This window comes from Pseudomonas sp. FG43 (assembly GCF_057809175.1).
The window spans coordinates 19687-46291 of sequence record NZ_JBMDJL010000017.1 but is presented as its reverse complement, the minus strand read 5'-3'; the positions used below and the strand labels follow the sequence as shown (position 1 = coordinate 46291).

29 protein-coding genes are annotated in these 26605 nt (G+C 57.7%); 16 read left to right on the top strand and 13 right to left on the bottom strand.

Features of this window, described 5'->3' with window-relative positions; all coding sequences use genetic code 11:
- Positions 1–59: 59 nt before the first annotated feature.
- The gene (locus tag ACODS3_RS18965; protein WP_201020022.1) at positions 60–629 is read right to left on the bottom strand and encodes a putative antibiotic biosynthesis monooxygenase; all 570 of its coding nucleotides are present in this window, start codon (positions 627–629) and stop codon (positions 60–62) included.
- 138 nt (positions 630–767) lie between these two features.
- Entirely contained in the window at positions 768–1373 is a 606-nt protein-coding gene (locus ACODS3_RS18960) for a hypothetical protein (protein WP_201020021.1), read from the bottom strand.
- Positions 1374–1578: 205 nt separating this feature from the next.
- Here ACODS3_RS18960 and ACODS3_RS18955 point away from each other — a divergent pair, with 205 nt between their 5' ends.
- Both ACODS3_RS18955 and ACODS3_RS18950 read left to right on the top strand, forming a co-directional pair.
- Entirely contained in the window at positions 1579–2031 is a 453-nt protein-coding gene (locus ACODS3_RS18955) for a flavodoxin (RefSeq protein WP_201006592.1), read from the top strand.
- 197 nt (positions 2032–2228) lie between these two features.
- A complete protein-coding gene (locus tag ACODS3_RS18950; RefSeq protein WP_201020020.1) occupies positions 2229–2789 on the top strand; it encodes a hypothetical protein in 561 nt (186 codons plus the stop codon).
- 18 nt (positions 2790–2807) lie between these two features.
- On the opposite strand, the gene ACODS3_RS18945 is transcribed toward ACODS3_RS18950, so the two are convergent.
- A complete protein-coding gene (locus ACODS3_RS18945) occupies positions 2808–3611 on the bottom strand; it encodes a SirB1 family protein (protein WP_201020019.1) in 804 nt (267 codons plus the stop codon).
- 167 nt (positions 3612–3778) lie between these two features.
- Here ACODS3_RS18945 and ACODS3_RS18940 point away from each other — a divergent pair, with 167 nt between their 5' ends.
- The 4 genes from ACODS3_RS18940 (at position 3779) to ACODS3_RS18925 (ending at position 8091) form a co-directional block, all read left to right on the top strand.
- Positions 3779–4801: a Leu/Phe/Val dehydrogenase gene (locus ACODS3_RS18940; protein ID WP_489035737.1), complete on the top strand. Its 1023-nt coding sequence runs from the start codon at positions 3779–3781 to the stop codon at positions 4799–4801.
- Between the two features lie 94 nt (positions 4802–4895).
- Positions 4896–5993 carry a pyruvate dehydrogenase (acetyl-transferring) E1 component subunit alpha gene (gene pdhA, locus ACODS3_RS18935; protein ID WP_201020017.1) on the top strand — a complete coding sequence of 366 codons (1098 nt, stop codon included), beginning with the start codon at positions 4896–4898 and terminating at the stop codon, positions 5991–5993.
- Positions 5983–6969, top strand: a complete 987-nt coding sequence (locus ACODS3_RS18930; RefSeq protein ID WP_489035797.1) for an alpha-ketoacid dehydrogenase subunit beta — start codon at positions 5983–5985, stop codon at positions 6967–6969. The genes pdhA and ACODS3_RS18930 overlap by 11 nt, the downstream gene beginning before the upstream one ends.
- A gap of 18 nt (positions 6970–6987) precedes the next feature.
- Complete coding sequence (locus ACODS3_RS18925; protein ID WP_201006597.1) at positions 6988–8091, top strand: dihydrolipoamide acetyltransferase family protein; 1104 nt, start codon at positions 6988–6990, stop codon at positions 8089–8091.
- A 76-nt stretch (positions 8092–8167) separates the two neighbouring features.
- On the opposite strand, the gene ACODS3_RS18920 is transcribed toward ACODS3_RS18925, so the two are convergent.
- On the bottom strand, positions 8168–8437 hold the full coding sequence (locus ACODS3_RS18920) for a YebG family protein (protein WP_025258668.1): 270 nt from the start codon (positions 8435–8437) through the stop codon (positions 8168–8170).
- Positions 8438–8695: 258 nt separating this feature from the next.
- Between ACODS3_RS18920 and ACODS3_RS18915 the strand changes: the two genes are divergently transcribed.
- Positions 8696–9184 (top strand): phosphate-starvation-inducible protein PsiE, encoded by a 489-nt coding sequence (locus ACODS3_RS18915; RefSeq protein WP_025258669.1) that lies wholly within the window; start codon positions 8696–8698, stop codon positions 9182–9184.
- Between the two features lie 119 nt (positions 9185–9303).
- On the opposite strand, the gene ACODS3_RS18910 is transcribed toward ACODS3_RS18915, so the two are convergent.
- Positions 9304–10173, bottom strand: coding sequence for a coiled-coil domain-containing protein (locus tag ACODS3_RS18910; RefSeq protein WP_304575807.1), 870 nt, complete (start codon positions 10171–10173; stop codon positions 9304–9306).
- On the bottom strand, positions 10166–10561 hold the full coding sequence (locus ACODS3_RS18905) for a hypothetical protein (RefSeq protein ID WP_304575808.1): 396 nt from the start codon (positions 10559–10561) through the stop codon (positions 10166–10168). Before ACODS3_RS18905 ends, ACODS3_RS18910 begins: the two co-directional genes overlap by 8 nt.
- Before the next feature lie 255 nt (positions 10562–10816).
- On the opposite strand from ACODS3_RS18905, the gene ACODS3_RS18900 reads away from it, so the two are divergent.
- On the top strand, positions 10817–11623 hold the full coding sequence (locus ACODS3_RS18900; protein WP_304575809.1) for a helix-turn-helix transcriptional regulator: 807 nt from the start codon (positions 10817–10819) through the stop codon (positions 11621–11623).
- Between the two features lie 3 nt (positions 11624–11626).
- Here ACODS3_RS18900 and ACODS3_RS18895 read toward each other — a convergent pair whose 3' ends face one another.
- Together ACODS3_RS18895 and ACODS3_RS18890 are read right to left on the bottom strand one after the other, a co-directional pair.
- Positions 11627–11839 carry a DUF6124 family protein gene (locus tag ACODS3_RS18895; RefSeq protein WP_095067161.1) on the bottom strand — a complete coding sequence of 71 codons (213 nt, stop codon included), beginning with the start codon at positions 11837–11839 and terminating at the stop codon, positions 11627–11629.
- A gap of 333 nt (positions 11840–12172) precedes the next feature.
- Positions 12173–12505: a DUF3509 domain-containing protein gene (locus ACODS3_RS18890; RefSeq protein ID WP_095067160.1), complete on the bottom strand. Its 333-nt coding sequence runs from the start codon at positions 12503–12505 to the stop codon at positions 12173–12175.
- Positions 12506–12669: 164 nt separating this feature from the next.
- Between ACODS3_RS18890 and ACODS3_RS18885 the strand changes: the two genes are divergently transcribed.
- Positions 12670–13218, top strand: coding sequence for a sigma-70 family RNA polymerase sigma factor (locus tag ACODS3_RS18885; RefSeq protein ID WP_200986434.1), 549 nt, complete (start codon positions 12670–12672; stop codon positions 13216–13218).
- Positions 13215–14174 (top strand): FecR family protein, encoded by a 960-nt coding sequence (locus tag ACODS3_RS18880; protein WP_304575810.1) that lies wholly within the window; start codon positions 13215–13217, stop codon positions 14172–14174. Before ACODS3_RS18885 ends, ACODS3_RS18880 begins: the two co-directional genes overlap by 4 nt.
- Before the next feature lie 66 nt (positions 14175–14240).
- Here ACODS3_RS18880 and ACODS3_RS18875 read toward each other — a convergent pair whose 3' ends face one another.
- From ACODS3_RS18875 to ACODS3_RS18860, 4 genes are all read right to left on the bottom strand, one after another.
- Positions 14241–14669, bottom strand: coding sequence for an HPF/RaiA family ribosome-associated protein (locus ACODS3_RS18875; RefSeq protein ID WP_025258680.1), 429 nt, complete (start codon positions 14667–14669; stop codon positions 14241–14243).
- Between the two features lie 301 nt (positions 14670–14970).
- Complete coding sequence (gene fecA / locus ACODS3_RS18870) at positions 14971–17319, bottom strand: TonB-dependent Fe(3+) dicitrate receptor FecA (RefSeq protein ID WP_489035735.1); 2349 nt, start codon at positions 17317–17319, stop codon at positions 14971–14973.
- Between the two features lie 164 nt (positions 17320–17483).
- Positions 17484–18461, bottom strand: coding sequence for a FecR domain-containing protein (locus ACODS3_RS18865; protein WP_489035733.1), 978 nt, complete (start codon positions 18459–18461; stop codon positions 17484–17486).
- Positions 18458–18961, bottom strand: coding sequence for a sigma-70 family RNA polymerase sigma factor (locus tag ACODS3_RS18860; RefSeq protein WP_304576127.1), 504 nt, complete (start codon positions 18959–18961; stop codon positions 18458–18460). The genes ACODS3_RS18865 and ACODS3_RS18860 overlap by 4 nt, the downstream gene beginning before the upstream one ends.
- 200 nt (positions 18962–19161) lie before the next feature.
- Between ACODS3_RS18860 and ACODS3_RS18855 the strand changes: the two genes are divergently transcribed.
- From ACODS3_RS18855 to ACODS3_RS18830, 6 genes are read left to right on the top strand one after another with little or no spacing between them, the layout of a single operon-like run.
- Positions 19162–19500, top strand: a complete 339-nt coding sequence (locus ACODS3_RS18855; protein WP_304576128.1) for a DUF3649 domain-containing protein — start codon at positions 19162–19164, stop codon at positions 19498–19500.
- 20 nt (positions 19501–19520) lie between these two features.
- Positions 19521–21077: a PepSY-associated TM helix domain-containing protein gene (locus ACODS3_RS18850; RefSeq protein ID WP_489035795.1), complete on the top strand. Its 1557-nt coding sequence runs from the start codon at positions 19521–19523 to the stop codon at positions 21075–21077.
- Entirely contained in the window at positions 21078–21410 is a 333-nt protein-coding gene (locus tag ACODS3_RS18845) for a DUF3325 domain-containing protein (protein WP_201007305.1), read from the top strand.
- A 12-nt stretch (positions 21411–21422) separates the two neighbouring features.
- A complete protein-coding gene (locus ACODS3_RS18840; RefSeq protein WP_201020006.1) occupies positions 21423–22022 on the top strand; it encodes an RNA polymerase sigma factor in 600 nt (199 codons plus the stop codon).
- Positions 22019–23011: a FecR family protein gene (locus ACODS3_RS18835; RefSeq protein ID WP_489035731.1), complete on the top strand. Its 993-nt coding sequence runs from the start codon at positions 22019–22021 to the stop codon at positions 23009–23011. The genes ACODS3_RS18840 and ACODS3_RS18835 overlap by 4 nt, the downstream gene beginning before the upstream one ends.
- A gap of 60 nt (positions 23012–23071) precedes the next feature.
- Positions 23072–25453, top strand: a complete 2382-nt coding sequence (locus ACODS3_RS18830) for a TonB-dependent siderophore receptor (RefSeq protein ID WP_489035730.1) — start codon at positions 23072–23074, stop codon at positions 25451–25453.
- Between the two features lie 175 nt (positions 25454–25628).
- Here the strand turns inward: ACODS3_RS18830 and ACODS3_RS18825 are convergent, their stop codons facing one another.
- Positions 25629–26504, bottom strand: coding sequence for a helix-turn-helix domain-containing protein (locus ACODS3_RS18825; protein ID WP_201007313.1), 876 nt, complete (start codon positions 26502–26504; stop codon positions 25629–25631).
- Positions 26505–26605: the final 101 nt, after the last annotated feature.

Here is a 26605-nt window from a genome sequence, read left to right as displayed (position 1 = left end):
TGAAGTTATGCCAAGAGTGCGGGCAAGCTCTTGAAACCCGAGTTTTACACAACGCTATCTCAATTGCTGCCAACCGATTTACCTGTCGCTTCAGGCGCGGAAGGTATCTTGTTCAGCCAACTGGCCAGCAGGTGGGTAGACAGTGGAATGAACCAGTAAACCATCAGCGGCGTAAGAATCAGGGTGCTGATCATGATGCGTGGCGCCAGTTCCAGATGACTGAGCAACGGCCCCAGCAGGAAATTGAAGATCAGCGAGACGGGGAAGAAGGCCAGCCAGATGGCCACGGCCTGTTTCCAGCGCGGAGGGCGTTGGTTAGCCGTACCGAACCAGCCATCGATTCCGCTGACACGGCGCTCCGAAGGCTGGGCAAAAAGCCCGCTTCCACGCACCAACCATGAGCGTCGAGAGGCTGAGTGCTCCCATGCGTGCATGGTTTCGGCATCGGCGAAGCGGAAAATGATCTGGAATTCATCGTCCCCGGGAGGCGGCGCGAGGACACCGGAGCCCAGATAGCCGGGAAAATCGGTAGCAAGCTGTTCGCCTTCATGCAGCCAGGTCATGAGTTCCTGGTAACGGCCATGGGCAACGCGGCGTGCAACCATCAAGGTGACGGGATGGGTAGACATTGTGTATCTCCGATAGACGAGTGAGATTCCCGGGTAGGGAAGTCACATGACACGGCTCCGGGGTGGTGGGGCTGTGTCAGCTTCGTTTGAAAACAAGCAAGGATTGTTCCTGAAAACGCTGTAGGAAGCTATCTGAGGTTATCGGTGCATGGTGGGGTGCAGGCGTTGATGCTGCTTGTGCAGGTAGCGAAGCAAACGCTCCGCGTCTTCCTTGTTGTCCTGATTCAGTCGATAAGCCCCCATGCCGTTTTCAGTCACGCGCTCCAGCGTTCCCTTTATCGGAATCGGGGCGTTTCCCAGTGGATTGAACCAGGCGCTGAACTGCTTGGGCAATTTCCTCTGCTTGCGGTACTCAAGCAAGACACCCTTGAAAGACACCTCATGAATCCAGAGTGAAGTCAGCGAGCCCTTTTCGGTTTCCAGTGCAAGGGGCTCCGCGAGGATAAGGCGCCATGGACGGACCCGCGGACCCTCTTCATAGATGCTGGGTGTGCCGAGTTCCAGATGCAAGGCATGAAACTCATCCTCGACCAGATGCAGAGGGAAGTTCATTTGCTGATCTTCGAACTGTGCGTGGAGCGTCACCTGCTCATGGGCCGCCAGACGTGTCAGCAGGTTCTGGATCTGCACGCCGCCGTTCACCATCAGGCTGCGCGTACTGTCACGTACGTTGAGCCTTGGGTTGTGCTGCATGCTCTGGATGAAATCCAGTTCAGCCTGCGTGAGGATGGAATCGGGCTGCATGATGAACTCGTACGGACCGGTAGACGATGAGGAGAAAGACCGTAAATTCCCTGTTCTGTTCTGACCGTTCGTCATTTTTGTTCAAAATATTTCCCGGAAATTTTGCGGGAGTCCAGCGGATAGGCTACTGCTGCAAAATGCAATCTCAGTAGGCGGATCGATAAGGCATAATGTCCGACTCTTTTACTCTGCCACAGGATTTGTCATGAGAGTCGCTATCATTTCCGGCTCGGTCTATGGATCGGCCGAAGAGGTTGCCCGTCATGCAGGCGCGATTCTGCGCGATGCGGGCCATGAACCCTTGCACAACTCGCGCATCACACTGGCCGAGTTACAGGCTTTCGAGCCTCAGGCCTTGCTGGCCGTGACCTCAACGACTGGCATGGGTGAACTGCCCGACAATATCCTGCCCATCTACTCACAGCTCCGTGACAGTCTGCCTGCCTTCCTGAGAGGCCTGCCCGCCGGTGTGATTGGCCTGGGCGATGCCAGCTATGGCGATACTTTCTGTGGCGGCGGCGAACAGATACGCGAGTTGTTCGCCGAACTGGGCGCAGTTGAGGTGCAGGAAATGCTGCGTCTGGATGCGAGCGAAAGCGTTACGCCGGAAAGCGATGCCGAGCCCTGGCTGGCGGAGTTCATCAAGCATCTGGGGTAAGACCCTTATATTGAATTGGCGCGGGAATGTTCATGCATTTCAGCGCCTTTTAAGTGCAAGAAAGGCTTTTTCTTTTTGATATGTAAGATATATGTATTACATATGTAGGACGCGGATGGATTTTTATCCGGCTATCAATTGATATTCCCCAGCTCCGATATTCAAAGAGTGCCCACTCGATGAATAAGGAGTATCAAATGCCAAAGTCTATTGTTGGCAACCTGCCACAGTTTTCTATAAAAGCACCTCCCAAGAAAGAAGCCCCCAAGATAAACGCGCCCCAGGTCAGCCAGATCCTGAGCGAGGCCAGCAGCACGAACTTTGGTGCCATCAGCCTGCTGGTGATGGAAAAAAGAGGCATGAAGCCGCTTTTCAAGGGCTTCAATCCCGAGCAGATCACGCCCAAGGAACTGACGAGGGCGGGTATGAGGCTTTATAACGGCGGGTTGATCGATAATCACACGGCAGAGCTCTTGAGCCGTACCGGGGACGAGTTCGACAAGAAGGGCAAAGTTGTAAACCCGGACAAGCAAATAAATGCTCTGGAGTTTTTTGCCGAACGAATTGCCGAGATGAAAAGCAAGGCCTTGATGGGCGACCCTTATGCACAGATTCTGCTGCCCGATTACGTCAAGGCCATCCATGTCATGCAGAACCTGTACACCTTTGCTACCACCGGCACGAGCATGGAGGTGATGAAAATCAAGGAAGCAGAGAAACTCGGAAGGCCTCCCTTGATTCCGAGGCCTGACAAGTAAAAATATCAGGCCCTGCCGTCAATGAAATGCACTGTTGGGCGGTAGTTGGCTCAGCCTCTCCATCACCTTGAGCCGTTGTACAGGATCGTTACTCAGTAGCAGTGCATGCTCCAGGTCGAAGCGTTCGGCCTGCGGGCATTCAAGGGTCTGATACAGGCCGGCGCGAGCCAGGTGGTCGTGGCTGGTTGCATGGCCCAGTTCGACTATCCGGTCGGCATCCTTGAGTGCGGCAATGAAGTTGTCATTGACCAGATGCAAATGGCGCAAGTTACGTGACATGCGCTGCAACATATCCAGGGGGGTGGCACGGGCCATGTGCTCGACCCGCAGTTGCATGTCCGGCCCGAATTGGCGCACCAGCAGTTCACGGCAATCCTTGGGATAAAGCCGGCGCCCGCTGCAAGGGTCCAGCAGGTGATCGGCACCCGGCACGCGCAGCAGAAAATGCCCGGGGAAGTTGACGCCCTCCAGCGTGATGTTAAGGCGCCTGGCCAGCTCCATCGCAATCAGCGCAATCCCCAGTGGCTGGCCCTGACGGCGTTGCACGATCTTGTGCAGCAGGGCCGATTCCGGCTTGGGAGGGTTCCAGTCGTCCTGCTTGAACCCAAGGCTGTTGAGCTGCCGCAACAAGGGCTGCGCCAGTTCCGACTCAGGCAAGACCGGCAGGGCTGCACTGAGCTGGCGCTGCAACTGGTTGATCTCTTCTGTCGCCAGATGAGGCAAGAACTGTGGCTCATGCTCGGCCGAAATCCATAACGCGGCCTCGAACACTGAGGGTGGTGTGCGTTGCAGGCACGCCATGCAATTTTGTCGTGGAGTCATTGGCCACTCCGTGTGGGCTCGTTCGTCTGAAACACTCACAACCATGCCTTTTTTAACCCTGGCTGCGGCTTTCGTCCAGCGGTGCTTGCATATGCCTGAATGGTCAGTTGCTTTCCCCGGTAGCGCCTATACTCGCTTTATTAACAAGAACCGGGGAGCACTATTAAATGTTTGCTCTCATGCAACGGTCACGTACCGAAGCTCTTCATCTGGTCTGCGACCCGCAGACAGGTCTCAAGGCTGTCATCGCGATTCATAACAGCCGCCTGGGGCCAGCTCTGGGTGGATGTCGTTATATGACCTATCCAGATGAAGAGAGCGCCATCGAAGATGCTATCCAGTTGGCAAGAAGCATGAGCTACAAAGCGGTTCTCGCCGGCTTGCCTCTGGGGGGCGGGAAAGCGGTGATCATGCGGCCTCCACACCTCTACAGTCGTGCTGCTGTCTTTGAATCCTTTGGCCGCTTCATTGAAACCCTGGATGGTCGTTACATCACGGCTGTGGACAGCGGCACTTCCAGCGAAGATATGGACTGCATTGCCCTGCATACCCGCCATGTCACCAGCACCAGCGAATCCGGGGACCCTTCACCCTATACCGCCATGGGCGTCTTCGCAGGTATTCGCACCACGGCCATGGCGCGTCTGGGCAGCGATAATCTCGAAGGTTTGCGCGTTGCGATTCAGGGGCTGGGTCATGTGGGCTACGCCCTGGCTGAAATGCTTCATGCGGCAGGTGCCGATCTGTTGGTCAGCGATCTGGACAGCGGCAAGGTGCAACTGGCGATGGAGCAGTTCGGTGCTCACCCTGTCGCGTGCGAGGCTCTGATGAGCACGCCTTGCGACATCCTGGCGCCTTGTGCTCTGGGCAGCGCCTTGAACTGCCAGAGTGTGCCGCAACTGCGTTGCGCTGCCGTGGCCGGTGCCGCCAATAACCAGTTGAGCAGTCTGCAGGTCGCGGAGCAGCTTGAAGCACGCGGTATTCTTTATGCGCCGGACTATGTCATCAACTCCGGCGGGCTCATTTATGTAGCACTCAAACACAAAGGAGAAAATCAGAACGCTATCACCGCGCATCTTTTACGAATCGGACTACGATTGACGGAGGTGTATGCCCATTCTCAGGCCGAAAAGCGCTCACCCGCGTGTATCGCCGATGAATTGGCAGAACGCCTGTTGAATGTCGAATGACGGCCCACCATCCCGGTGCCTTTCGACCTGATCTTCGCAGCCAAAAGCCGCGAGTCATGATCATCACGCATACCCCGCGTGATAGGAGTAGCGAATGTCCAATAAGATCGAGCTTGCGTACACCCGTTACCTGGCCCCCGACGGTCGTTTGACCGGAGAGCTTCCCCCTTGGGCCGATGATTTCAACCTGCTGACCCGCCTTTACCGGCAAATGGTGCTGACCCGGCTTTTCGACCAGAAAGCCGTCGCCCTGCAACGCACCGGCCGCATCGGCACCTACGCGCCAACCCTTGGCCAGGAAGCCATTGGTGTTGCCATTGGCAGCCTGATGCATCCTGAAGACGTACTGGTTCCTTATTACCGTGACACCGCCGTGCAACTGATGCGTGGCGTGCGCATGGAAGAAATCCTTCTTTACTGGGGCGGAGACGAACGAGGCAGCGCCTATGCCGAACCTGCCGTGGCCCAGGACTTTCCCCTGTGCGTACCGATTGCAACCCAGGCCTTGCATGCCTGCGGTGTAGCCAGTGCGTTCAAGATCAGAGGCGAACATCGCGTGGCTGTTACCACCTGTGGCGATGGCGCGACCAGCAAGGGCGATTTTCTCGAAGCCCTCAATGTCGCGGGCGCCTGGCAATTGCCGGTGGTGTTTGTCGTCAACAACAACCAATGGGCGATTTCCGTTCCCCGGCGCATTCAGTGCGGCGCGCCGACCCTGGCTCAAAAGGCCATTGGAGCGGGGTTCCATGGTGAGCAGGTCGATGGCAACGACATCGTCGCCGTCTACGACCGCATTCAGATTGCCCTTGAACGGGCGCGCAAAGGTAAAGGTCCGGTATTGCTCGAATGCCTGAGCTACCGACTCGGCGACCACACCACCGCCGACGACGCAACCCGCTATCGTTCCGGCGAAGAGGTCAAGCAGGCCTGGCTGGAAGAGCCCGTCAAACGGCTGCAATCCTATATGGTCAGCCAGGGCGTGTGGGACGAAGGGCGCGAGCAGACCCTGATCAGCGAGTGTCAGGGCCTGGTGCAAATGGCGGTAGAAGTATTTGAAAGCACCGGCACCCAGTCTCCCGAGTCCGTCATGCAACACGTCTACGCCAAATGGCCCGCCGCGCTGGCGGAACAGCATGAGTGGTTCATGGAACGTGCTGCACGGCGAGCCGGAGGTGATCATCATGGCCAATGAAAAAGTCAGTCTGCTGGAAGCTGTGAACCTGGCGATGCACCGGGCCATGGCCGAAGATGAAAACGTTGTGGTGCTGGGCGAAGACGTCGGAGTGAATGGCGGCGTGTTCCGCGCGACTCAGGGGCTGCGTGACAGCTTCGGTTTCAAGCGCGTGATCGACTCGCCACTGGCTGAAACCATGCTCGGTGGCCTGGTGGTCGGCATGGCGGCTCAGGGTTTGAAACCCGTGGTGGAAATCCAGTTCATGGGCTTTATCTATGCGGCCATGGAACATCTGGTTTCCCACGCCAGCCGCATCCGTAATCGCACCCGTGGGCGCCTTTCCTGCCCGATGGTGCTGCGCACGCCAATGGGCGCGGGGATTCGTGCTCCCGAGCATCACAGCGAAAGCACCGAAGCCATGTTCGCTCACGTACCAGGCTTGCGAGTCGTCATCCCTTCGTCACCCGCCCGCGTCTATGGATTGTTGCTGGCGGCCATCGACGACCCCGATCCGGTGATCTTCCTGGAGCCGACCCGGCTCTATCGCATGAACCCGCAACCCCTTGTCGATGACGGCAAGCGTTTGCCGCTGGATAGCTGTTTCACCTTGCGTGAAGGCAGCGACATCACCCTGATCAGTTGGGGCGCCAGTGTGCATGAAACCCTGCAGGCTGCCAGTGCGCTGGCCGAGCGCGGTGTTTCGGCAGAAGTCATCGATGTGGCCTGCGTCAAACCCCTGGACCTCGACACCCTTGAAGCCTCCGTGCGCAAGACCGGGCGCTGCGTGATCATCCACGAAGCACCGCGTTCATGTGCCGTCGGTTCTGAAATCGCCGCCAGCCTTTACGAGCGGGCCTTCATGGATCTGCAGGCACCCATCCAGCGTGTCACTGCCCCGGATATTCCACCGCCGTTGTACCGGCTGGAACAGCTCTATATCCCGGCAGTTGAAGACATTCTGCATGCCTGCGACACCGTGCTCGATTTCGCCTGATGCCCAAGGAGGCTTGCGATGAAATATTTCAAACTGCCCGATCTGGGCGAAGGTCTGCAAGAAGCGGAAGTGGTTCAGTGGCACGTCAAGGAAGGTGACACCGTACATGCCGATCAACTGGTGGTTTCGGTGGAAACTGCCAAGGCCATCGTCGATATCCCCGCACCTTATGACGGCGTGGTGGCCAAGCTGTTTGGCGGCGACGGCGATGTTCTGCATGTGGGCGAACCCCTGATGGCCTTTGAAGGCGAGGGCGATGCGGGCACCGTAGTCGGACGCCTTGAAGGTGGTGGCAGCCAGGACGATCAGTTCTGTGTCGGTGCAGCGCCTTCGACCCGTGAACATCTGTCCGTAAAAGCCACGCCCGCAGTGCGCCAACTGGCCCGGCAACTGGGTGTGGAATTGAATGCCCTGGCTGGCTCAGGCAATAACGGCCTGATCACTCGCGCCGATGTCGAACGGGCGGCACAGATCGAACGCGACCGCTTTGGCGGCCAGCGCTTGCGCGGTGTGCGGCGCAGCATGGCGCTGAACATGGCCAAGTCCCATGCCGAAGTGGTGCCGGTGACCATCTTTGGTGATGCCGACTTGCATCGCTGGGCGCAGGCTCGTGATCCATTGATCCGCTTGGGCAAGGCCATGGCCGAAGCCTGCAAGGTGGAACCGGTGCTCAATAGCTGGTTCGACGGCAAATCCCTGTCGATCAAGCAGCATGAAACCCTCAACCTGGGTATCGCCGTGGACACGCCCGATGGCTTGTTCGTACCGGTGCTGCGAGATGTGGGCAACCGAACGGCGGCTGACCTGAAAGAGGGCATGAGCCGATTGCGAGCGGACGTAAAAGCCCGCTCCATCCCGCCGCAGGAAATGATGGGCGCAACCATCACCCTGTCCAACTTCGGCACCCTGTTCGGGCGTTACGCCAATCCGATTGTCGTACCGCCGCAAGTCGCAATCATTGGTGCGGGTGGCATTCGTGAAGAGCCGGTGGCCATGAACGGAGAGGTTGTTATCCACCCGATCCTGCCGCTGTCACTGACCTTCGATCATCGGGCCGTAACGGGAGGCGAGGCGGCGCGCTTCTTCAAGGCGCTGGTGGATGAGCTGGAGAAGCCGGAGTGATGGAGGTGTAACAGGTTGCATCTTTCGCGAATGAATTCGCTCCTACACGGATCGAATTCATTCGCGAACCCCCGATTCACTCGGTTTCAGCTTCGGTTTCACTCAGCAACTCATTCAAGGCATCCGGCTGGCTCTTGAAGGCGCGGGCGAAGATATCGCGGTTTTTCGCCATGTAAATCCCGGCTTCTTCAACCTGGGCTTCCGTCAGCGACGGCACGGCCTTGTTCAACACTGTTGCCAGCAACTCAGCGAGTTCAAGCATCTTGTCATGACGATCAGCTTCGGCTTTATCCATGAACAAACGCTCCAGATCTCGGCTGCTGCGGTATACCACTTCGACGGCCATTCACTACCTCACATGCCCTTGCGATAAATTTAATGAATACTGTATTTTTGTACAGTGTTTAGCATAAGCCAATCCGCTTCCCTTGAATAGTGGCCTTAAAACACATTTTTTGTCTGCCCGGTGTGCCTTGCGACAACCCGTCGCGCTCTCAACCATAGCCTATGGCCCTGTTCCTGCTTTAAAAAGCAGCAGTGCAGAGTGTCATGTGCATACAGCATCATCCGGTTGGTAAAAATTCAGGTTCAGAGGTAGAGCGTCATGGGAAACAAATGGGCAGAAAAGATGCGGCAAAAAGTGCATTCGCAGGCCGAATCGCTGGGGAATCTCTGTGTGGAGAGCTTCCACTTCCTGGCACTGTTCGCCATCGGCGCCATCACTGCCTGGGCATCGGTCGTCGCCTTCCTGGGCATGGTCGAGAAGGGCAACATCACGGTCGATGACATCCTGCTGCTGTTCATCTACCTGGAACTGGGTGCGATGACGGGGATTTACTTCAAGACCAACCATATGCCCGTCCGCTTCCTGATCTACGTCGCCATCACGGCACTGACCCGGTTGCTGATCTCGGACGTCTCCCACCACAACCCGCCGAGTATCGGAATCATCTACCTGTGCGGCGGCATCCTGCTGCTGGCGATTTCGATTCTGGTGGTGCGTTATGCGTCGTACAAATACCCGTCGGCGAAGATTCCTGATCCGTTCAGTAATGTGAAAGGGGCGGTGACGGAGGAGAAGGGCGAGGTTTGATTAAGGGCATTTGGTAGGAGCGAATTCATTCGCGAGAGGCCCGTACATTTGAAGAAGATTTATCGCCTTCAATGACGTCATCGCGGATGAATCCGCTCCTACTGCTGCTTTAAGAGGTTTCAGTCAGTACACATTTTTATGATTGCATCTTTTTGGGCAGGCTGCGCAGCTGCGTTTATGAGTTCTATACACTTTTCAAGCGTGCTGTATTTTTGTATTCCCTGCGTCAGATTTTGTGCGGCGACGCCCGTAGAGAACATTTTTCCAAGGTTTTGAGAAACACCTGATGTGTTTGTGCCGTTTACGGAGGAACTGAAACTGCCGAATACAGACATTGCGTCACGTTTCTTGATGTCGACGGAGTTGTTTAACTCTATTATTTTATTGTTTTCTTCGACTGTTAAGTTGGAGATGTTTTCTTTCAATGCCTCGGCGGATTCTTTTAAGGCAGTTTCATCGACTTTTTTGTTTTGTTCGATGCTCTCTTTTATTAAGGGAGCTGTTTCTGGTGACTGTTTTATTTTCTGAATGCTTTTACTGATTTCTTTGATGACAAGGCTGCCCTTGGGTGCCGTTTCAAGTGCTTTTAGCAGGGTGTTGTAGTTTTCGGATTTAAGCACCAGTGTTTTCAATTGGGCAATTTTTTCGTCTTTCTCTGATTGTATCTCTTTGATTTTTTCTACGATGGGCTTTTGCTCGGCTGTCAGTTTTTTTTCTGAGTTGCTGTGATTTTGCCCTTCGCCATAGGTGGCATATATATCTTTGACAAGTGTGTCATCCTTGGACCCTGTTTCCTTGGATACCGCAACAGGCACATAAGCCGCATCAATATTCTTGAACCCCACGTTCAAGCTGATACCTGCCGACTCAGTTGTCGGTGCTGAAATATCAATGCCCAGTACCTGTTTGGACGTATAGACCAATGGCGCTTGTTGCAATGGGGCACATCCGCTGATAAGAACGGTGGCAGTCAGGATGTATTTATTCATGTCGTGCTCCTTGCATAGGGTAAATGCATACGGTGTTCAGGTCAGTGTTGGCGGCTTCAAGTATTGCCCGCAGCTCCTTGACTGCTTCGGGAGATGGATTGATGAAAACAGCCCTGCAGTGTTCTTTTGAAAGTGTCAGATACGTTTCCTTGGCATAACCCAGCGATACGCCTGTGGGGCCATTGATAAGGCCGACTCCGGAGCTTTCAATGTAAACGGAGTCGTCAGGTGTCGGGGTTGTGAGGGTATATATGGGGAGGCCGAAGTGCTGTTTTACGAGTACTCCTTTTTCATGAATATTGATGACGCTGCAGCCGGAGGTGCTGAAAACAAGCAATAAAGATATTGTCGTTTTCAGTGTTTTAAGGGGCGGCGAATCGTACTGCATAGTGCATCCTTGCCGATAAGGGGCATCATATATTCTGTACAAGATGTTTTTATTGAGTACTCATCTGTTTTCGATTGATGACTAACCCGTATGCGACCTATCAAGTCTTGATGGTTGACAGATAAATGGCGTCATGAATATTCCCTTGGCTGCGCTCAATACATGCTCGTTATGTCAAAGCGTAAATAGGCGCGCATCCCCAAAATTGGCTAAAGTGGCAAATAGATATCACGACTGTGACGCATGAGGCATTTTATGGATAATTCCGGGCCTGAAGGATTAGGGACACTTATTGACGGTATTTATGATGCCGTGCTGGACAGTCGTCGTTGGGGTATGTTTTTAGAGGAGTTTTCTGGAAAAGCAGGGGTTTACAGTGAGCAGGAAATGCAGGTTATCGCGGCGTTGATGCCTCATATGCAGGCTGCGTTTGATTTGCACCGCCGTTTATATCACCTCGATGCTCTTGCCCAAGCCTCTGTCAATGTTCTGGAGAGCAGTTCGTTCGGTATCGTTCTGGTCGATGAGAGTACTGAAGTGTTGCACGCCAATACACTGGCACACAGTCTGGCAAGGGGTTCTGGGTTGTTGGCTATTGGTGACGATAATAGCGTCTGTGCATGTCTTGCGGCTCAGGATGCACGTCTGCAACAACTTCTGCAGTGTGCTGTTCGTACCAGTGACCAGATAGAGGGCGGAGGGTTACGTTTGCGTGGGCCTGATGGCAGGCAGCTTGATTTGGTCGTCACGGCTTTACCGCGTTGGCAGTCGACCTTTGGTGAGCGTGGTGCCGGTGCGATTTTTATCAGCAATCCAAACGCTACGATTGGCTCTTTAACGCACATGATGCGTGACCTTTATGGCATGACCCCAGCCGAAGCGCGTCTGACAGAAGCATTGGTCAACGGCCTGACCCCTCAGGAGTATGCCGAGCGCCAGCAGGTTTCACTGCATACTGTGCGTGCGCAGTTCAAGTCTGCTGCTGCCAGGGTTGGAACAACACGGCAGGTTGATCTGGTGCGTATTATCCTGACGGGGCCTGCCGTGTTGAGACGAAGGTGAGCCTTACCGTGGCTCAACCCGCTCCAACGACCGATCCAGTTCGGTTCGGGCAATGCCGATCAGGTGAACAACAGAAAAGGCCAGATCGCGTTTCGGGCCGTTGAGGCTGTCGCCGGATTCGTAGGCAGTAGCGGCTGCGCAGCGCAGCAGGTCGGAGACGTATAGCAGGGATTCTTCGAGAGAAGACGGCGGTGGATCGGGCGTTACTTTTTTCATGGCTAAGTCCTCGTAAGGCCACCTGCAAATCGCTGCTAAACGATTGAAGGTGGCAGCTTTGACGCGGGTTAGCAGACCGGGACTTAGCCAAAACCGGCGCACCCGAAGGTGCCCCACGCAAAGCCGCCATAGACGAGGCTCTTGCGTGACTAAGCTCTCAGGCTGCTAAACCCGATCACTGATGAGCAGTGACCGACACAGCCTAGAGAGCCAAAAACGCCCACGCAAGGGCATAGGATTTTCTAGGAAACTTCACGCGGATGAAAGGGAGAAGTCCGTAAGAAATGCCCTGCAATCAGGGCATTTTCGTTAGCGTAAGTAACACAGAGGACCTTAAATGCCCGCCGTCCGCTCATGGCGGTCTGGTCGCCAGTGACCGCCCGTAAGAATCGGCAACTGGCTGAGGGTGACGCCATCGGTCATGGCGGTGAGGATTTTCAGGGCGCTGTCGCCTCGCTCGATGGCGATGCCGAATTGCACGCTTTCTATGAGGCGGCGCAAGCGTTCGGGGTCGTTGCGTTGGGCGGCGCTGATCAGGCGCTTGGCGACTACGCCCTTTTCGTTCGACAGTGTCAGCATGATGCTGCCATCCAGTCCCTGGATGCTCAGATTCACCCGGTAATCGGGATGAAAGGTATCGGTGATCATCTGAAAAGGATTATCCATATCGTCTACCTGTCTATGTGTACTGCATAAGTTGACCGGGTATTAGTCCCTTTAGTTCTCAGTGGCTGACCATCGGCAAGATTTCTCTTGTGCTTGCTGATGGCAGGTTTTGCTGTCATCTTTCGCGTTAATGATAATTTTTCGTGTTTGAGAAGCATTGACGCATGCGCGACTTTTCCGCAGCTGATGACGACCTCATGTCTAGTCGTCGGCAGCAAATGACAGAGCTGTATAGTGACCACCACCTTTGGTTGCACAATTGGCTGCGAAAAAAGATTGGCTGCTCGCAACGTGCTGCGGATCTGGCCCAGGATGCTTTCGTGCGTATCCTGATGCTGGCCGAACCGCTCAACCTCAAGGAGCCGCGAGCGTTTCTTGCCACTACCGCGACGCGCTTGCTGATCGATGGCACCCGGCGTCGCAAGATCGAGCGGGCCTATCTGGATGCGCTGGCGCTGCATGCCGACGACGCCTGTACTCCGAACCCCGAAGCCATTCATGTCGCGCTGCAGATGCTGGAGCGAATCGCTCAAATGCTCGACGGCTTGCCTCCCAGGCCGCGTCAGGCATTTTTGCTGCACCGCCTTGAGGGTCTGACTTACAGCGAAATAGCCATTCAATTGGGTGTTTCCTCCAGCATGGTCAAACAATACATGGCCAGCGTGATGGTGCATTGCTACAAGACACTGCACGGTTCGGGCCATCTCTCGTGAGCGATGAGCACGAACCCAGCGAACGGATGATCAGCGAAGCGGCGTCCTGGCTTGCGCTGGTCAATGACGAGGCTGTCAGCACGGCTGATCGCCAGGCCTTCGATAGCTGGTGTGAAGCCGATCCCCGACATGCTCTGGCGCTGGCACGCATGCAGTCTTTATGGGGCAGTTTCGATGACTTGCCGGGCGAACCGGCCCGGCTCGCATTGCGTCAGACATTCCCGCATTCGGGGGTAAAAGCCTCTTTTCGAGGGTTGCAGGTCGTTGCGCTGCTGGGCGTTTTGATGGGCGGCTGGATGAGCGTCGAGCGCATGCCGATCTGGATGGCCGATCAGCACACGAATGTCGGAGAGCGTCGTGAGTTTTTGCTTTCCGATGGCAGTGAAGTGCAGCTCAATAGTGATTCGGCGCTGGATGTAAAATTCGACGGACGGCAACGCGAGCTTGAGCTGCTGCGCGGTGAACTGTGGGTTCAGGTTGCCAAGGATGCACAGCGCCCCTTTGTGGTGCGCACCGATCAAGGCACCATCACCGCATTGGGGACACGTTTTCTGGTGCGTCGTGGCCCTGAAGGGACCACGGTCAGCGTGCTGGAGTCTGCCATTGCGGCCAGGGCCAACAGTGCAGATGTCGTGAAAGTTGCGACTGGCCAGCAGGCCTTGCTCAAGGACGGAAGCGTGCAGTTACCCCGTTCGATAGGCAACAGCGACCCGGCGGCATGGACACGCGGTTTGCTCAAGGTCGATGACCGTCCACTGGGCGAGGTGTTGCAAACGCTGGCCGGTTACCGACACGGCCTGGTGCATTTCGACTCGAAAGAGCTGGAAGGAATGCGGGTTTCCGGTCTGTTCCGGCTGGATGACACCGATGCTGCGCTTGCCACGCTGAGCGATAATCTGCCGATCCGTATCGAGCGTTTCACTGACCTGCTGATTGTGGTGAAGCCGCTGCGCTGAAACAGAAAGGGCGGCTCTTTTCAGGGCCGCCCTTGGTTACGCGATCAATGTGTCAGAGAGTGGAAATCAGCCCAGTCGAGCGACTTCCTTTTCCAGTTCTTTCTCAAGGAATTCTTCCTCCAGCAGGGCGTCCGGGCTGACCGAATCTTCATCCTGGTCTTGGGGCAGTGGCGCGCCGCCACGTTTGCTGCGCAGTTTGCCCAACAGGTGTTCAAGGGCGTGATCGAGTTTTGCGGCTGCACCATCAACGGCCTGATCCACTGTATCGGCCTTTTGGGTGACGGAAATCGGTTGGTGTCCTTTTGGACGGGCTTCTATCTGGCAGCGGATGTCATGCGGACCTGGTTTTTCGCCGTTTTCATCGCTGAGGTGAACTTCGACGCGGGTTACGTATTCGTCGTAGCGTTCGAGCGTGCTTTCAATGGTGGTACGAACCCACTCCTCCAGTCGGATACTGCTTTCGATGTGATTATCGCTATTGACCTGGATTTGCATAGTTAATCCTTATTAGGGCTTGCTCGTGTGAGGCTCATTGATCGATTTCTTGCGGAGCTCGATTTCGTTTGCGCTCAAGCACAGTGTTGGCGCCAATGAGCCAACAATTCAACCCCTAAATGGAAGAAATATTTCGCAGCAAAAATATTGTTTGAATGCAATGGATTCTCATCCAGCATCGGCCTCTTGTATGACGGTGAACATTCGCGAGGGAAGCATGAATGCTTCTGACCTTTTCGCGACTGAAGTCGCTCCGAGGTGGGGTCCCGGGAGCGACTTCATTCGCGAATGCGTTCAGCCTTTAGAATGCGACGGACGTCTGCAGATACACGGTGCGCGGTTCACCCACGTACTTGCCGCGGTTGTTGTCATCGAACGAGCGGGTGAAGTATTCGCGGTTGAAGATGTTCTTCACGCCTACCGCCACGTTCAGGTCTGACAATTGCGGGCCGAAATCATAGGCAGCGCGGGTGCTGAACAGCATGTAGCCGGGGATTTTGCCGTTGTTGCCGCTGGCGCTTTCGGCCACGGTGTTGGCATTGTCGGCGAACTGGTCGCTCTGGAACGAGCTGTCCAGGTTCAGCTTCCATGGGCCTTCGGTGTATCGCACGCCCAGAGTGCCTTTGTGTCTGGACGAGAAGGGCACACGATTGCCTTTGTTCGGGCCATCTTCGCGGATGGTTGCATCCACAAACGCATAGCTGGCGTAAACCTCGTAGGCATCCAGTGCCGGGTTCAGGTCGCTCAAGGCATAGTTGATGCTGCTCTCGATCCCCTGATGACGGGTTTCGCCGCGAGCGATGATCCGGTTGTCGGTCTGGTTGGTGTCGTACTGGTTATCGAAGTTGATCAGGAAAGCACCGATCTCTGCGCGCAGCACGCCGTTGTCATAGCGGGTGCCCAGTTCCCAGGTACGCGCCTTTTCAGGTTGGACTTCGCCGCCGTTGACGCGGTTGGGCATCTGGCTGTATTGCACGCTGCCGAACGAACCTTCGGTGTTGGCGTACAGGTTCCAGGTGTCCGTCACGTGGTAGAGCACGTTCAAGGCTGGCAGCGCGGTGTTGTAGTCGCCCTGGTATTTGACGTTGGTCTGGTTGTTGGACTGCGCCGTGTCGATCATCTCGTAGCGAATGCCGGGCGTGATGGTCCATTTGCCGATATCGATGCGGTCATCGATGTAGAACGCCTTGGCATCGGTGTAGCCACGGGTGTCGCGGTCTTGCGTGCTCGACGTGCTGGGCATGATTTGCGACGCGGTGGTTTCGTTGTAGCGCACTTCGTGGCCGGATTCGTTGATGTAGCGATAGCCGATGCCCACTTCATGCCAGCTTTCGCCCAGTGCGAAGCCTTGAGAGAAACGGGTTTCAAAACCGCGAACCCAGTATTCGCGCGGTGACAGGGTGACGATGTTGCCCTGTTCCAGATAACCGCTGCGCAGGGTCTTGGTGAAGAAGGTGTTGGCGGTGAAAACCCGGGCGTCCTGCTCGTAGCGATAGCCGAAGTTGGCCAGGGTGCGACGGCCCCAGAACTTGTCTTTCAGGCGCGTGGATTGGTACGGGTCGGCATCGTAGTCCGCGACACTCAGGCCGCCGGGCATCTCGGCTTCACCTTCGTAATACTGCGCCATGGCGTTGAGGCTGTTGGCGTCGTCGATCTGGTATTTGCCCTTGAGAATCAGGTCGTCGATCTGGGTATCGCTGTGTTCGCGCCAGTCACTGCCGCGCACGCCGGAATACAGAATCGCGCCGCCCAGGCCATTTTCCGCCGTGCCGCCCAGCAGCAGGTTGCCGGTTTTCTTGAAACCGTCCTGGCTGGAAGACGGGCTGATTTCGGTCTGCACAGAACCTTTCATGGTGGGTTCATCCGGGATGGCGCGGGTCACGAAGTTGACGATACCACCGACGTTCTGCGGGCCATAACGCACGGCACCGCCGCCACGCACCACGTCCACAGCATCCATGTTGCCCAGGCTGATTGGCGCAAGAGACAACTGAGGCTGGCCATAAGGTGCGAACGGCACCGGGATGCCATCCATCAGGACCGTGGAGCGCGAAGCCAGGCGCGGGTTGAGGCCGCGAATGCCGAAGTTCAGCGCCATGTCATGGCTGCCGGTGCCGTTGTTTTCCGGTGCGTTGACGCCCGGGATACGGTTGAGCACTTCGCGGGCATTGGTGGAGCCGTTACGCTCGAATTCTTCACGACGAATCACGTCACGGGCACCGGGATGCTCGAAGACGTTGGTCTGCTGAGCTTCACCCAGCCAGTCACCGACAATGGTCGATGCGCCCAGCTCGACAGGCCCGCTGTCTGCCGCCCTGACCGGTTGCAGGGTAAAGCCGTTATTACCATCGGCCTGAGCCTGCAGGCCTGTGCCTTCCAGCAAGGCGGTCAGGCCTTGCTCGGGTGTGTACTGACCTTCCAGCCCGCGGCTTTTCAGGCCGCTGGTGACTTGCGAGCCATAGGAAATCAGCACGCCTGCTTCCCGCCCAAACTGGTTCAGCGCGGTTTCGAGTTCGCTTGGGGCAATGTGATAAGCCCTGGCTTCTTCGGCATGCGCCAGCGACAGACCGCCGAACGACAGGCTCGCGCCGAAAATGATATGCCGCAAGGTGCGAACCAGTGGTGACAGTTGGGGCGATCGGGTCGACATGCAGGAGTCCTTTGATCTGGAGGATTAGAGTTGCTTTCCCTGTCTGTCACGCGAGCGGTTGAAAACGGCTCACCGGATTTGAAAAAAAATTTGTGGCGGGGTTTTTCGCGAATGAATTCGCTCCTACGGATTTCGTAGGAGCGAATTCATTCGCGAAAAAAGGCTCACACTTTGGCCTGAACACTCACCCAATACCGGGTAAACCGCTGCACCCGAACGGGCAGGGCGACTTCCAGCATGTCCAGAATACGTTCGCTGTCCGCCAGTGGGTAACTGCCGGAAATCAGCAGATTGGCGACCTTTGCATCGCAGTTGAGTCGCCCGCGACGGTAGCGGCCCAGCTCTGCCAGAAAGTCCGCCAGCTTCATGTGCGAGGCGACCAGCATGCCTTCGGCCCACGCGCCTGTGCTGGCGCCTGTCGGGCGTACGGGGTCCCAGGCGTCGTGGCTGAAGGTCACTTGTTGTTTGGCCTGCAAGCGTAACGCCGGGCCGACATGACCGCTGGGGCTGACTTCGAGTGAGCCGGCCAGCACCGCCAGTTGCGTGCGGCCGTCCAGTTGCCGCAGGTTGAAACGGCTGGCAGTGGTCGAGGCATGCACGATGCCTTCGGCCGTCAGCAGGTTCAGTGGGCGCGAATCGGCTGCCGCTGTCATCAGAATCTCGCCTTGCAGCAGCTTGATGAGCCGTTGTTGGCTATCGAAGCGTACATCCAGGGCGCTGGCGGTATTGAGTTGTACCTGTGTGCCGTCGCTCAGGGTTTCTTTACGTTGTTCGCCCACGCCACTGTGCAGGTCGGCCAGCAAAGGTTGCAGCGTGATCTGGTCGCGTAATCCCCAGCCTGCCGCCGAACCGGCTCCCAGCAGGAGCAAGAGTTTCAGTGCGTGGCGGCGACTGCTGGAGGACGGCGCATTGAGCGCTGCATGAGCCAGAGGAGAGGACAACCCGCTCAAACGCTGGTTGACCCGCTGGATATGCGCCCAGGCGCGCTGGTGTTCGCTATTGCCGTTGAGCCACTGCTGCCAGGCCTGCTGGCGACGGGAGTCCAGGCCGCCTTCCTGCATTTCGATCATCCAGCCCACGGCCTGCTTGGCCACAGCGGGGGAAATGTCTGACTTGTTGAGGGATTCGGCATTCATGTTCATAGGGCGAAGTAACAGCGCAGCGCAGCCTTGTTCAGATGACGCTTGACCGTCGCGATGGAGATCCCCAGTTGTGAGGCGATTTCGCCATGGCTCAAGCCATCGACCTGAGAGAGCAGGAAAGCGCGCTTGACCGGAACCGGCAGGCCGTCCAGCAATTGATCCAGCTCCACCAGGGTTTCAAGAATGATTGCCCGGTCTTCCTCGGAAGGAGCCACGCACTCTGGCAGATCGGCCAGCGCCTGGTAATAGGCGCGTTCCAGATCCTGACGTCTGTAGTGATTGCACAGCACCCGCTTGGCGATGGTGGTCAGAAAGGCGCGAGGCTCGATGATCTGCGCTGTATCGCGGGCCAGTATCACCTTCACGAAAGTGTCCTGAGCCAGATCCGCCGCGCTATGCGGGCAGCCGAGTTTGCGCCGTAGCCAGGTCGTGAGCCAGGAATGGTGGTCCTGGTACAAACCTTCGACGGTATGACTGAGAGCGGGCTGGGCGGTGTGCATCGCGTAGAAAAATCCACGGGGACTCATTGATGGCGCAGATTCTGGCAGACTCTTTTGCATATGAGAATATTTATCATTAATATTGCGCTTTATTCTCGTGCCCAAGTACGAATTATCTGCTCGGTGGTCCGGTGACAGGGGATTTGTCATGCAGGCCCATGCTTTTTCATTGCCTTTCAAGATCGGGTAAAGGTTCTCGGATGCACGGCACAGCCCTCAACAGCTCAGCGGTCAATAAGCGCCCAGCGAAAAGCACCGGGGTGTCGGTTTCCTATCGGCTGGCCGTCACCTCACGTGCGCTGGCGGCGATTTTTGCGGGGTATCTGCTGGCATCGGTCACCAGCATCTGCATCGCTCAATGGCTGCCCATTCCTCGTGCCGAAGCGGTTGTCACCGGCATGATGCTTTCGTTCCTGGTGTATCTGGTGGCCGTGCTCTGGTGCTTTGCCTGCCGCACGGCCTTGCAGGCGTGGGTTGGCGTGTTATTGCCGTGTGCGATTCTGGGCGCCGCCTATGCCTGCGACCGGTGGTTGCTATGAAGGACGGCTTCCGTCAGGCCATGTCCTGGCTGCATACCTGGGTCGGGTTGCTGTTTGGCTGGCTGCTGTTCGCGATTTTCCTGACCGGGACGCTCTCCTACTTCAAGGACGAGATCACCCAATGGATGCAGCCGGAAATTGCAGCCCGTCCTGTGGATGCCGAGGCCAATATCCGTCTGGCGCAAAGCTACCTGCAACAACACGCGGCGGGTGCCACGCGCTGGTTCATCAATATGCCCGACGAGCGTTCGCCGGGCCTGATGGTGGGCTGGCTGCCTGAAGGTAAACCCGGTCAGCGCAACAACTTTGTACGCAAGGTGCTGGACACCCAGACCGGTGCCGAGGTGCAGGCGCGGGAGACTCGCGGCGGCGACTTCTTCTACCGCTTCCATTACCAGTTGCAGATGCCGCATCCATGGGGGCGCTGGCTGGCGACCATTGCGGCGATGGTGATGTTCGTGACGCTGGTGACCGGCATCATCGTTCACAAGAAGGTTTTCAAGGAGTTCTTCACCTTCCGGCCGCGCAAGGGTCAGCGCTCCTGGCTGGACGGCCATAACGCCCTTGGCGTGCTGGTTCTGCCGTTTCATCTGATGATTACCTACAGCAGTCTGGTGATCTTCATGTCGATGGTCATGCCTGCCAGCATTCTCACCAGCTACGGCAATGTGCAGGCGTTTTACAGTGAAGTCTTCCCCGGCTCGAACATGCCCAAGCCTGAAGGCCAGCCTGCTCAATTGCTGCCGCTCGCTCCGCTTCTGGCCTCGGCAAGCGAGCGATGGAATGGCGACCAGGTGGGGAGGGTGGTGGTCAACAATCCCGGTGACATCAATGCATCGGTGCTGCTGACCCGTGACGACAAAGGCAGCATCACGCCTGATCGCGGCGGCGCGCTGACTTTCAATGGCGTGAGCGGCGCCTTGCAGAACGAAACCCCTTCGCGTCCGGTGCCGATGCTGATTTCCAGCGGCATGTACGGCCTGCATGTCGGGCACTTTGCCGGGCCAACCCTGCGCTGGCTGTATTTCATCTTCGGCGTGGCCGGGACCGCAATGATCGGCACCGGGCTGGTGATGTGGCTGGGCAAGCGCCGTCTCAAGCATGCCAAGACCGGCGTGCTGCCCTTCGAGTTGCGTCTGGTCGAGGTGCTGAACATCGCCAGCATGTCGGGCCTGATGCTCGCGGTGGCGGCTTTCTTCTGGGCTAATCGGGTTCTGCCGGCAGGGTTTGCCGGGCGTGCCGGCTGGGAAGTGAATGTGTTTTTCATCGTCTGGGGCCTGTCGGTTCTGCATGCGGTATTGCGCAGCGGTCAGAGTGCCTGGCGTGAGCAGTTGGGATTGGGGGCGCTGTTGTTCGTCGGCTTGCCGGTGCTCGACCTGCTGACCGGCGCTCATTACCTGATTGCCGCGCTGCAACAGGGAAGCTGGGTGTTGCCAGCCTTCAACCTGACGGCTCTGGGCACCGGGTTGTTCCTCGGGTGGGCGGCGTTGAAGTTCAGGGCTGATCGTGCCGATAAGCCTGTGCGCAAGAATGCTCGCGCTCCTGCCATCCCGGTCAGCCGCCAGGAGGCCAACTGAATGTTGCTGGCCGCGTTGTTCTGCTACATCGGTTTTACGGCCTTGTGCCTGTCCATGCCACGACATTACGGCGAGTTGCTGAGTGGCCTGCTGACCGAGCGTCGCAGCCGGGCGCTCAAGCTGGCGGGCTGGCTTTTTCTGGCCGTCTCTTCGGTCGTTGCGGTCAATGATGCCGGTTGGGGGGTAGGCTTGGCGCAGTGGTTTGCGGTATTGATGATCAGCGCGGTGCTGCTGGTTTTTCTGATGCCTTTCAAACCTCACTGGATAGTGAAACTGGCCTGTTTCGGGCTGGTGCTTTGCCCGTTTGCTGTCTTTGATCTGTTGCCGGTTTAAGTCATCGTGATAATGCCCCCTGAGCCTGACCTGCCCGACATCGGGCCTGACGCCGACCCTTTGGGGGCCAGTGGTGGTCGTGCGCATTTTCTGCGGGTGTTTCTGTCCCAGCGTCCGCAAATGGAAGCGCTGGTCAGCCGCCGGGTAGGCTGTCGGGCCACGGCTGCGGATCTGGTGCAGGACCTGTTCGTGCGTTTCTGGCGTCGGCCTCTGGTGCAGGTCGAAGAACTGAGCACTTATCTGCTGCGCTGTGCGGGCAATATCGCCATCGACCATCTGCGCAGCGAAGGCGTGCGCAGCCGTATCAGCGAAAGCCTTGAGGCCGGGTACGACGACGTCAGCAACGACCCGCGTGCCGCGCTTGAGGCGAACAAAGATTTGCGCCACGTCGAGGCTGCCTTGCGCGGGCTGCCTGAGCGGACCCGACAGATTTTCCTGCTCAACCGCATTCACGGTCGCAAGTACGCCGAGATCGCCAAGGCCATGGGGCTTTCCCAAAGTGCCGTGGAAAAACATATGATGCGCGCCTTGCAAGCCTGCAAGGCGAGCCTGGAACAGGGCGCCACAACAGCAGGTTCCATCCGAACGAAGCCCGGAGACGCTCGTCGATGAATGCGTCCCCTGTTGTGTCTGCAACTGCGGCTCAGGATGAAGCCGCACTGGCCTGGCTGAGCGTGCTGCACGATCAGCCAGACTATGCCGATCAACTGGCCTTCAGCGAGTGGCTGCAAGCCGACCCTGCGCATGTCGAAGCCTATGGCAGGGCCCAGGTGTTGTGGGAGTTGAGCGAAGTCCCGGCTGCCCGACTCGCCCGCGAAGATGCCGCTGCACTGGATGCCTTGCTGCGCGCCATGGACGCACCTGCGCCACGTCGCAGCTTGCAGCGCTGGTCCGTTGGCCTGGCGATGGCCGCCTGCCTGATGCTGATGATTTCCATGGGGGCTGGCTGGCAGCCGCAGCGCTGGGCCGACGATTTTGGCGCGGATCATGTCTCGGCTCCCGGCCAGATCCGCACCCTGACGCTGGCTGATGAGTCCCAGGTCACGCTGGATGCCGACAGTGCCATTGCCGTGAACTTCAGCCATGGTGAACGTCATGTGCAGCTACGGCGCGGCGCGGCCTTCTTCAAGGTGACCCACACCGGCGAACCTTTCGTGGTCGATACCCATACCGGCGAAACCCGCGTGCTGGGTACCCAGTTCGAGGTGCGTCTGGAACCCGAAGGCGCGCAGGTGACTGTGTTGTCCGGTCGTGTCGGGGTCAAGGCGGCAAAGGGTGTGGAGCAACGGATTCTGGAAGCGGGTCAGCAAGTGACCTATGACGAAAAGACCACTTCGGCTCCGAAAGACATCGACAGTGAAAGCCAGTTGGCCTGGCGACAAGGCTGGCTGAATTACTACCGCACGCCTCTGGCCGATGTCATCAATGACCTGAGCCGTTATTACCCTGGCCGCATTGTGGTGCTTAACGATCAACTGGCCGCCAAACGCATCAGCGGTACTTTCCCCAGCAAGGACCCGCAGGCCGTATTGGCCGCATTGCAATCGGTGGTGGGGTTCGAGACTTACAGCATGTTGGGTCGGGTCATTGTTCTGCGCTGACGGGGTGGCAAACAGGAAATCCTCCACGGACCGGATTTCAAGGCGGCGAGGCGCAAGGCAATGAGCGGTTGGCTGGGCAGGACGATATTCGTGGCGGCGGGGATCTGTTTTCAGGGCGCTGTCTGTGCCGCGCAACAGACCTTCGACTTCTCGATTCCGGCCAAGCCCTTGCCCCAGGCCTTGAGTGAATTCAGCCGCGTCACCGGCCTGAGCGTGATCTACACACAGGACGCGCCTTACCGCATCGATGCTCCGGCGCTCCACGGGCAATTCAGCGCCGAGCAGGCATTGAGCACCTTGCTGAGAGGTTCCGGACTGGCTTATCGCCGCGCCAGCGATCAGACGTTTACCCTGGAAACACAACTGCCCGAAGCGGGCGCTCTCAATCTGGCGGCGACCCATATCGACTCTCGGCTGACGGAGCGCGGCAACTATCAGCCGCCTGCCAGCGCCTCGGTATTGCGCTCGTCGGGCTCCTTGCTGGAAACACCCCAGAGCGTCAGCATCGTCCCGCAACAGGTGCTGCGCGATCAGGTGCCGCGCAATCTTGATGACGCCTTGGGCTACATCAGTGGTGTCACCCAGGGCAACACGCTGGGCAGCACTCAGGACACTCTGATGAAGCGCGGCTTTGGCGATAACCGCGATGGCTCGATCATGCGCGACAGCATGCCGGTGGTGCAGGGCCGCAACCTGAACGCCACAGCCGAGCGGGTTGAAGTCCTCAAGGGACCGGCAAGCCTGCTCTACGGGATTCAGGACCCTGGCGGGATCATCAACGTGGTCAGCAAGCGGCCGCAATTGCAGGCCGGCAATAGCCTGACGGTCCGCGGCTCCAGCTATGGCGCAGGCAAGAATGGCAGCGGCGTGACGCTGGACAGCACCGGCCCCGTGGGGGATTCGGCGCTGGCCTGGCGGATGATTGTCGATCATCAGGACGAAGATTACTGGCGCAACTTCGGTGTTCATCGCGAATCGCTGGTCGCGCCGTCACTGGCCTGGTACGGCGAAGACACCCAATGGGTGGCTGCTTATGAGCACCGGGAATTTCTCTATCCCTTCGATCGCGGCACTGCTATCGACCCGGTGACCAACCATCCTCTGGATATCCCTGCCACACGTCGGCTGGATGAGCCTTTCAACAACATGGAAGGGCGCTCGGACCTTTATCGGTTCGAGGCCGATCATGATTTCAACGAGCGCTGGAAAGGTCATCTGGGCTACAGCTACAACCGCGAAACCTACGATGCCAGCCAGGTGCGTGTCACGGCAGTCAACGCCACCAATGGGACCCTGACTCGCTCCATGGACGGCACCAGGGGCGCGTTGGCCACTGATCGCTATGCCCTTGTGACCCTTGCGGGCGATGTGCAGTGGGCGGGCCTGCGACATGAACTGCTCATGGGCCTGGATGACGAATACCGCAAGGTCTATCGCTCCGACCTGATCCGCCAGAGAAGCCTGACCACGTTCAGTTACCTGAACCCGGTTTATGGTCAGGAAGTCGAGGGTACGACAGTCAGCGAAACGGACAGCGCACAGAGCGACATACTGCGCAGTCATTCGCTGTTCCTTCAGGACTCGATCCACCTGAACGAGCAGTGGATTCTGCTGGGCGGCGCGCGCTTCATGACCTTCGATCAGGTGGCGGGCAGAGGTCGGCCCTTCACGGTCAATACCGACACCAATGGCAGTCAGTGGATACCGCGTGCCGGTCTGGTCTATCGCTACACCGATCAACTGTCGTTTTATGGCAGCTACAGTGAGTCTTTCAAACCCAACTCCAGCATTGCACCGCTGACTGGCGGTTATGTGGTGGATTCCGGGACCTTGCCCGAGCGTGCCAAATCCTGGGAGCTGGGTGCCAAGTGGGATGTGCCAGGTGCCTTCAGCGCAACCGTGGCGTTCTACGACATCAAGAAGCGCAATGTGCTGGTGGCCAACTACGATGCCGTGACTGCCAATACGGTCTACAGCTCGGCGGGTGAAGTCCGCTCGCGAGGCATGGAACTGGACCTCAGCGGCCAGTTGAGCGAGCGCTGGAGCCTGATCGCAGGGTATGCCTTCACCGATGCCCAAGTGCTTGAAGACCCTTTGCTCAAAGGCAAGCAATTGCAGAATGTCGCCCGCCACAGCGGTTCTCTGTCGGCGGTCTATGACATGGGCAGCCTGATGGGCGGCGACAGCCTGCGGCTGGGTGCCGGTGCGCATTATGTGGGGGAGCGTGCGGGCAATCCGCTCAACGACTTCAACTTGCCGGCCTACACCGTCGCCGATGCCTTCGCGACCTACGACACACGGCTGGACGGGCAGAAAGTCAGGTTCCAGCTCAATGTCAAAAACCTCTTCGACCGCACGTATTACACCTCAAGCGTTAACCGCTACTTCGTCTCGGTAGGGGATTCGCGACAGGTGCAAATCTCCACAACGCTGGAGTTTTAACACCTACTGTAATGCCGATCAGCTAAGGCATACATATCACCCGTGGAGGGACCTTGGCCGCGACGACTTGCTTACAGGCAATACATTTTCAGCGTCTGAAACCGAGCTGTCGCGGCCAAGGCCCCTCCCACGGATTGTGAGTCAAACCATCAGATTTTTGAGATCAGCCTCATTCCTACGCGGTGAGGGCTTGTCGGTATTCTCCGGGTGTTGCCCCGATGGCCTGGCGAAAGCGGTTGCTGAAATGACTGGCGCTGGCAAAGCCGCAGGCCAGGGCGACATCGCCCAGTGGTTGGGCTGTGTGGCGCAGCAGGTGGCGGGCATGAGACAGGCGACGGGCCAGCAGGTATTGGTGCGGCGGCAGGCCGAAGCTTTCGCGGAACATGCGGGCGAAATGGTATTCGGACAACGCACAGAGCCCGGCCAGTTGCCCGAGGCTCAACGGGTCGGCCAGATGCATCTCGATAAAGTCCACCAGTTGACGACGCAGATGCGGCGCCAGCCCGCCTTTGAGACGCAACCCTTCCCGCAACCCGACCTGACCGAGCAGGGCATGGCTGAGCATTTCATGGGCCAGGCTGCTGGTGAGCAAACGCTCGGCAGGTTCGGCCCAGTTCATCCTGATCAACGTCTGAAAACGCCCGGCCTGTTCGGCATCCTCGACAAAGGTGCTCTCCTGCAACTGCATCTCACGGGGCTCGCGGTCCAGCAGGGTGACGCAACCCAGTGCGAACTGCTCCGGGCTGACATACAAATGCGCCAGACGGATCTCGCCATTGATGACCCAGGCGGATTCATGACCTGCCGGCAGCGTGCAGAGTTTGCCGGGCGCGCCTTTTTCGCCGGGTCGATCACGACGAAAAGTGCCCGTGCCATCGGCGATATAGCACGACAGCGTGTGATGGGTTGGCGCGTGATATTCCTGTGAGTCGTGCCGGTTCTGCCACAGCGCAGCCGTCAATCCATCGCCCAGCACCGCGCTCTGCTCCAGGCGGGCATGTGGCGAGCTGTTCAAGGCCTGAAAGACCTGAATGGATTCAATGGGCGGCATAACGACTCCTCTAGGTCTTGCATCCTACTCGCGCGCGATACGGCTGCCATCACCTGCACGATCAAATGCGCAAGATTGTGCAAGCGACGCCGATGGTCCGC

Bases quoted from the DNA above. Each gene is read 5' to 3' on its own strand.
- ACODS3_RS18940 (WP_489035737.1), top strand. From the start codon at position 3,779: ATGTTTGCTCTCATGCAACGGTCACGTACCGAAGCTCTTCATCTGGTC.
- ACODS3_RS18865 (WP_489035733.1), bottom strand. From the start codon at position 18,461: ATGAACATGAATGCCGAATCCCTCAACAAGTCAGACATTTCCCCCGCT.
- ACODS3_RS18845 (WP_201007305.1), top strand. From the start codon at position 21,078: ATGTTGCTGGCCGCGTTGTTCTGCTACATCGGTTTTACGGCCTTGTGC.
- ACODS3_RS18910 (WP_304575807.1), bottom strand. From the start codon at position 10,173: ATGAATAAATACATCCTGACTGCCACCGTTCTTATCAGCGGATGTGCC.
- ACODS3_RS18915 (WP_025258669.1), top strand. From the start codon at position 8,696: ATGGGAAACAAATGGGCAGAAAAGATGCGGCAAAAAGTGCATTCGCAG.
- ACODS3_RS18890 (WP_095067160.1), bottom strand. From the start codon at position 12,505: ATGGATAATCCTTTTCAGATGATCACCGATACCTTTCATCCCGATTAC.
- ACODS3_RS18930 (WP_489035797.1), top strand. From the start codon at position 5,983: ATGGCCAATGAAAAAGTCAGTCTGCTGGAAGCTGTGAACCTGGCGATG.
- ACODS3_RS18955 (WP_201006592.1), top strand. From the start codon at position 1,579: ATGAGAGTCGCTATCATTTCCGGCTCGGTCTATGGATCGGCCGAAGAG.
- ACODS3_RS18900 (WP_304575809.1), top strand. From the start codon at position 10,817: ATGGATAATTCCGGGCCTGAAGGATTAGGGACACTTATTGACGGTATT.
- ACODS3_RS18875 (WP_025258680.1), bottom strand. From the start codon at position 14,669: ATGCAAATCCAGGTCAATAGCGATAATCACATCGAAAGCAGTATCCGA.
- ACODS3_RS18840 (WP_201020006.1), top strand. From the start codon at position 21,423: ATGCCCCCTGAGCCTGACCTGCCCGACATCGGGCCTGACGCCGACCCT.
- ACODS3_RS18830 (WP_489035730.1), top strand. From the start codon at position 23,072: ATGAGCGGTTGGCTGGGCAGGACGATATTCGTGGCGGCGGGGATCTGT.
- ACODS3_RS18835 (WP_489035731.1), top strand. From the start codon at position 22,019: ATGAATGCGTCCCCTGTTGTGTCTGCAACTGCGGCTCAGGATGAAGCC.
- ACODS3_RS18950 (WP_201020020.1), top strand. From the start codon at position 2,229: ATGCCAAAGTCTATTGTTGGCAACCTGCCACAGTTTTCTATAAAAGCA.
- ACODS3_RS18920 (WP_025258668.1), bottom strand. From the start codon at position 8,437: ATGGCCGTCGAAGTGGTATACCGCAGCAGCCGAGATCTGGAGCGTTTG.
- ACODS3_RS18905 (WP_304575808.1), bottom strand. From the start codon at position 10,561: ATGCAGTACGATTCGCCGCCCCTTAAAACACTGAAAACGACAATATCT.
- ACODS3_RS18895 (WP_095067161.1), bottom strand. From the start codon at position 11,839: ATGAAAAAAGTAACGCCCGATCCACCGCCGTCTTCTCTCGAAGAATCC.
- ACODS3_RS18945 (WP_201020019.1), bottom strand. From the start codon at position 3,611: ATGACTCCACGACAAAATTGCATGGCGTGCCTGCAACGCACACCACCC.
- ACODS3_RS18965 (WP_201020022.1), bottom strand. From the start codon at position 629: ATGTCTACCCATCCCGTCACCTTGATGGTTGCACGCCGCGTTGCCCAT.
- ACODS3_RS18885 (WP_200986434.1), top strand. From the start codon at position 12,670: ATGCGCGACTTTTCCGCAGCTGATGACGACCTCATGTCTAGTCGTCGG.
- ACODS3_RS18825 (WP_201007313.1), bottom strand. From the start codon at position 26,504: ATGCCGCCCATTGAATCCATTCAGGTCTTTCAGGCCTTGAACAGCTCG.
- ACODS3_RS18925 (WP_201006597.1), top strand. From the start codon at position 6,988: ATGAAATATTTCAAACTGCCCGATCTGGGCGAAGGTCTGCAAGAAGCG.
- ACODS3_RS18860 (WP_304576127.1), bottom strand. From the start codon at position 18,961: ATGCACACCGCCCAGCCCGCTCTCAGTCATACCGTCGAAGGTTTGTAC.
- pdhA (WP_201020017.1), top strand. From the start codon at position 4,896: ATGTCCAATAAGATCGAGCTTGCGTACACCCGTTACCTGGCCCCCGAC.
- ACODS3_RS18855 (WP_304576128.1), top strand. From the start codon at position 19,162: ATGCACGGCACAGCCCTCAACAGCTCAGCGGTCAATAAGCGCCCAGCG.
- ACODS3_RS18850 (WP_489035795.1), top strand. From the start codon at position 19,521: ATGTCCTGGCTGCATACCTGGGTCGGGTTGCTGTTTGGCTGGCTGCTG.
- ACODS3_RS18960 (WP_201020021.1), bottom strand. From the start codon at position 1,373: ATGCAGCCCGATTCCATCCTCACGCAGGCTGAACTGGATTTCATCCAG.
- fecA (WP_489035735.1), bottom strand. From the start codon at position 17,319: ATGTCGACCCGATCGCCCCAACTGTCACCACTGGTTCGCACCTTGCGG.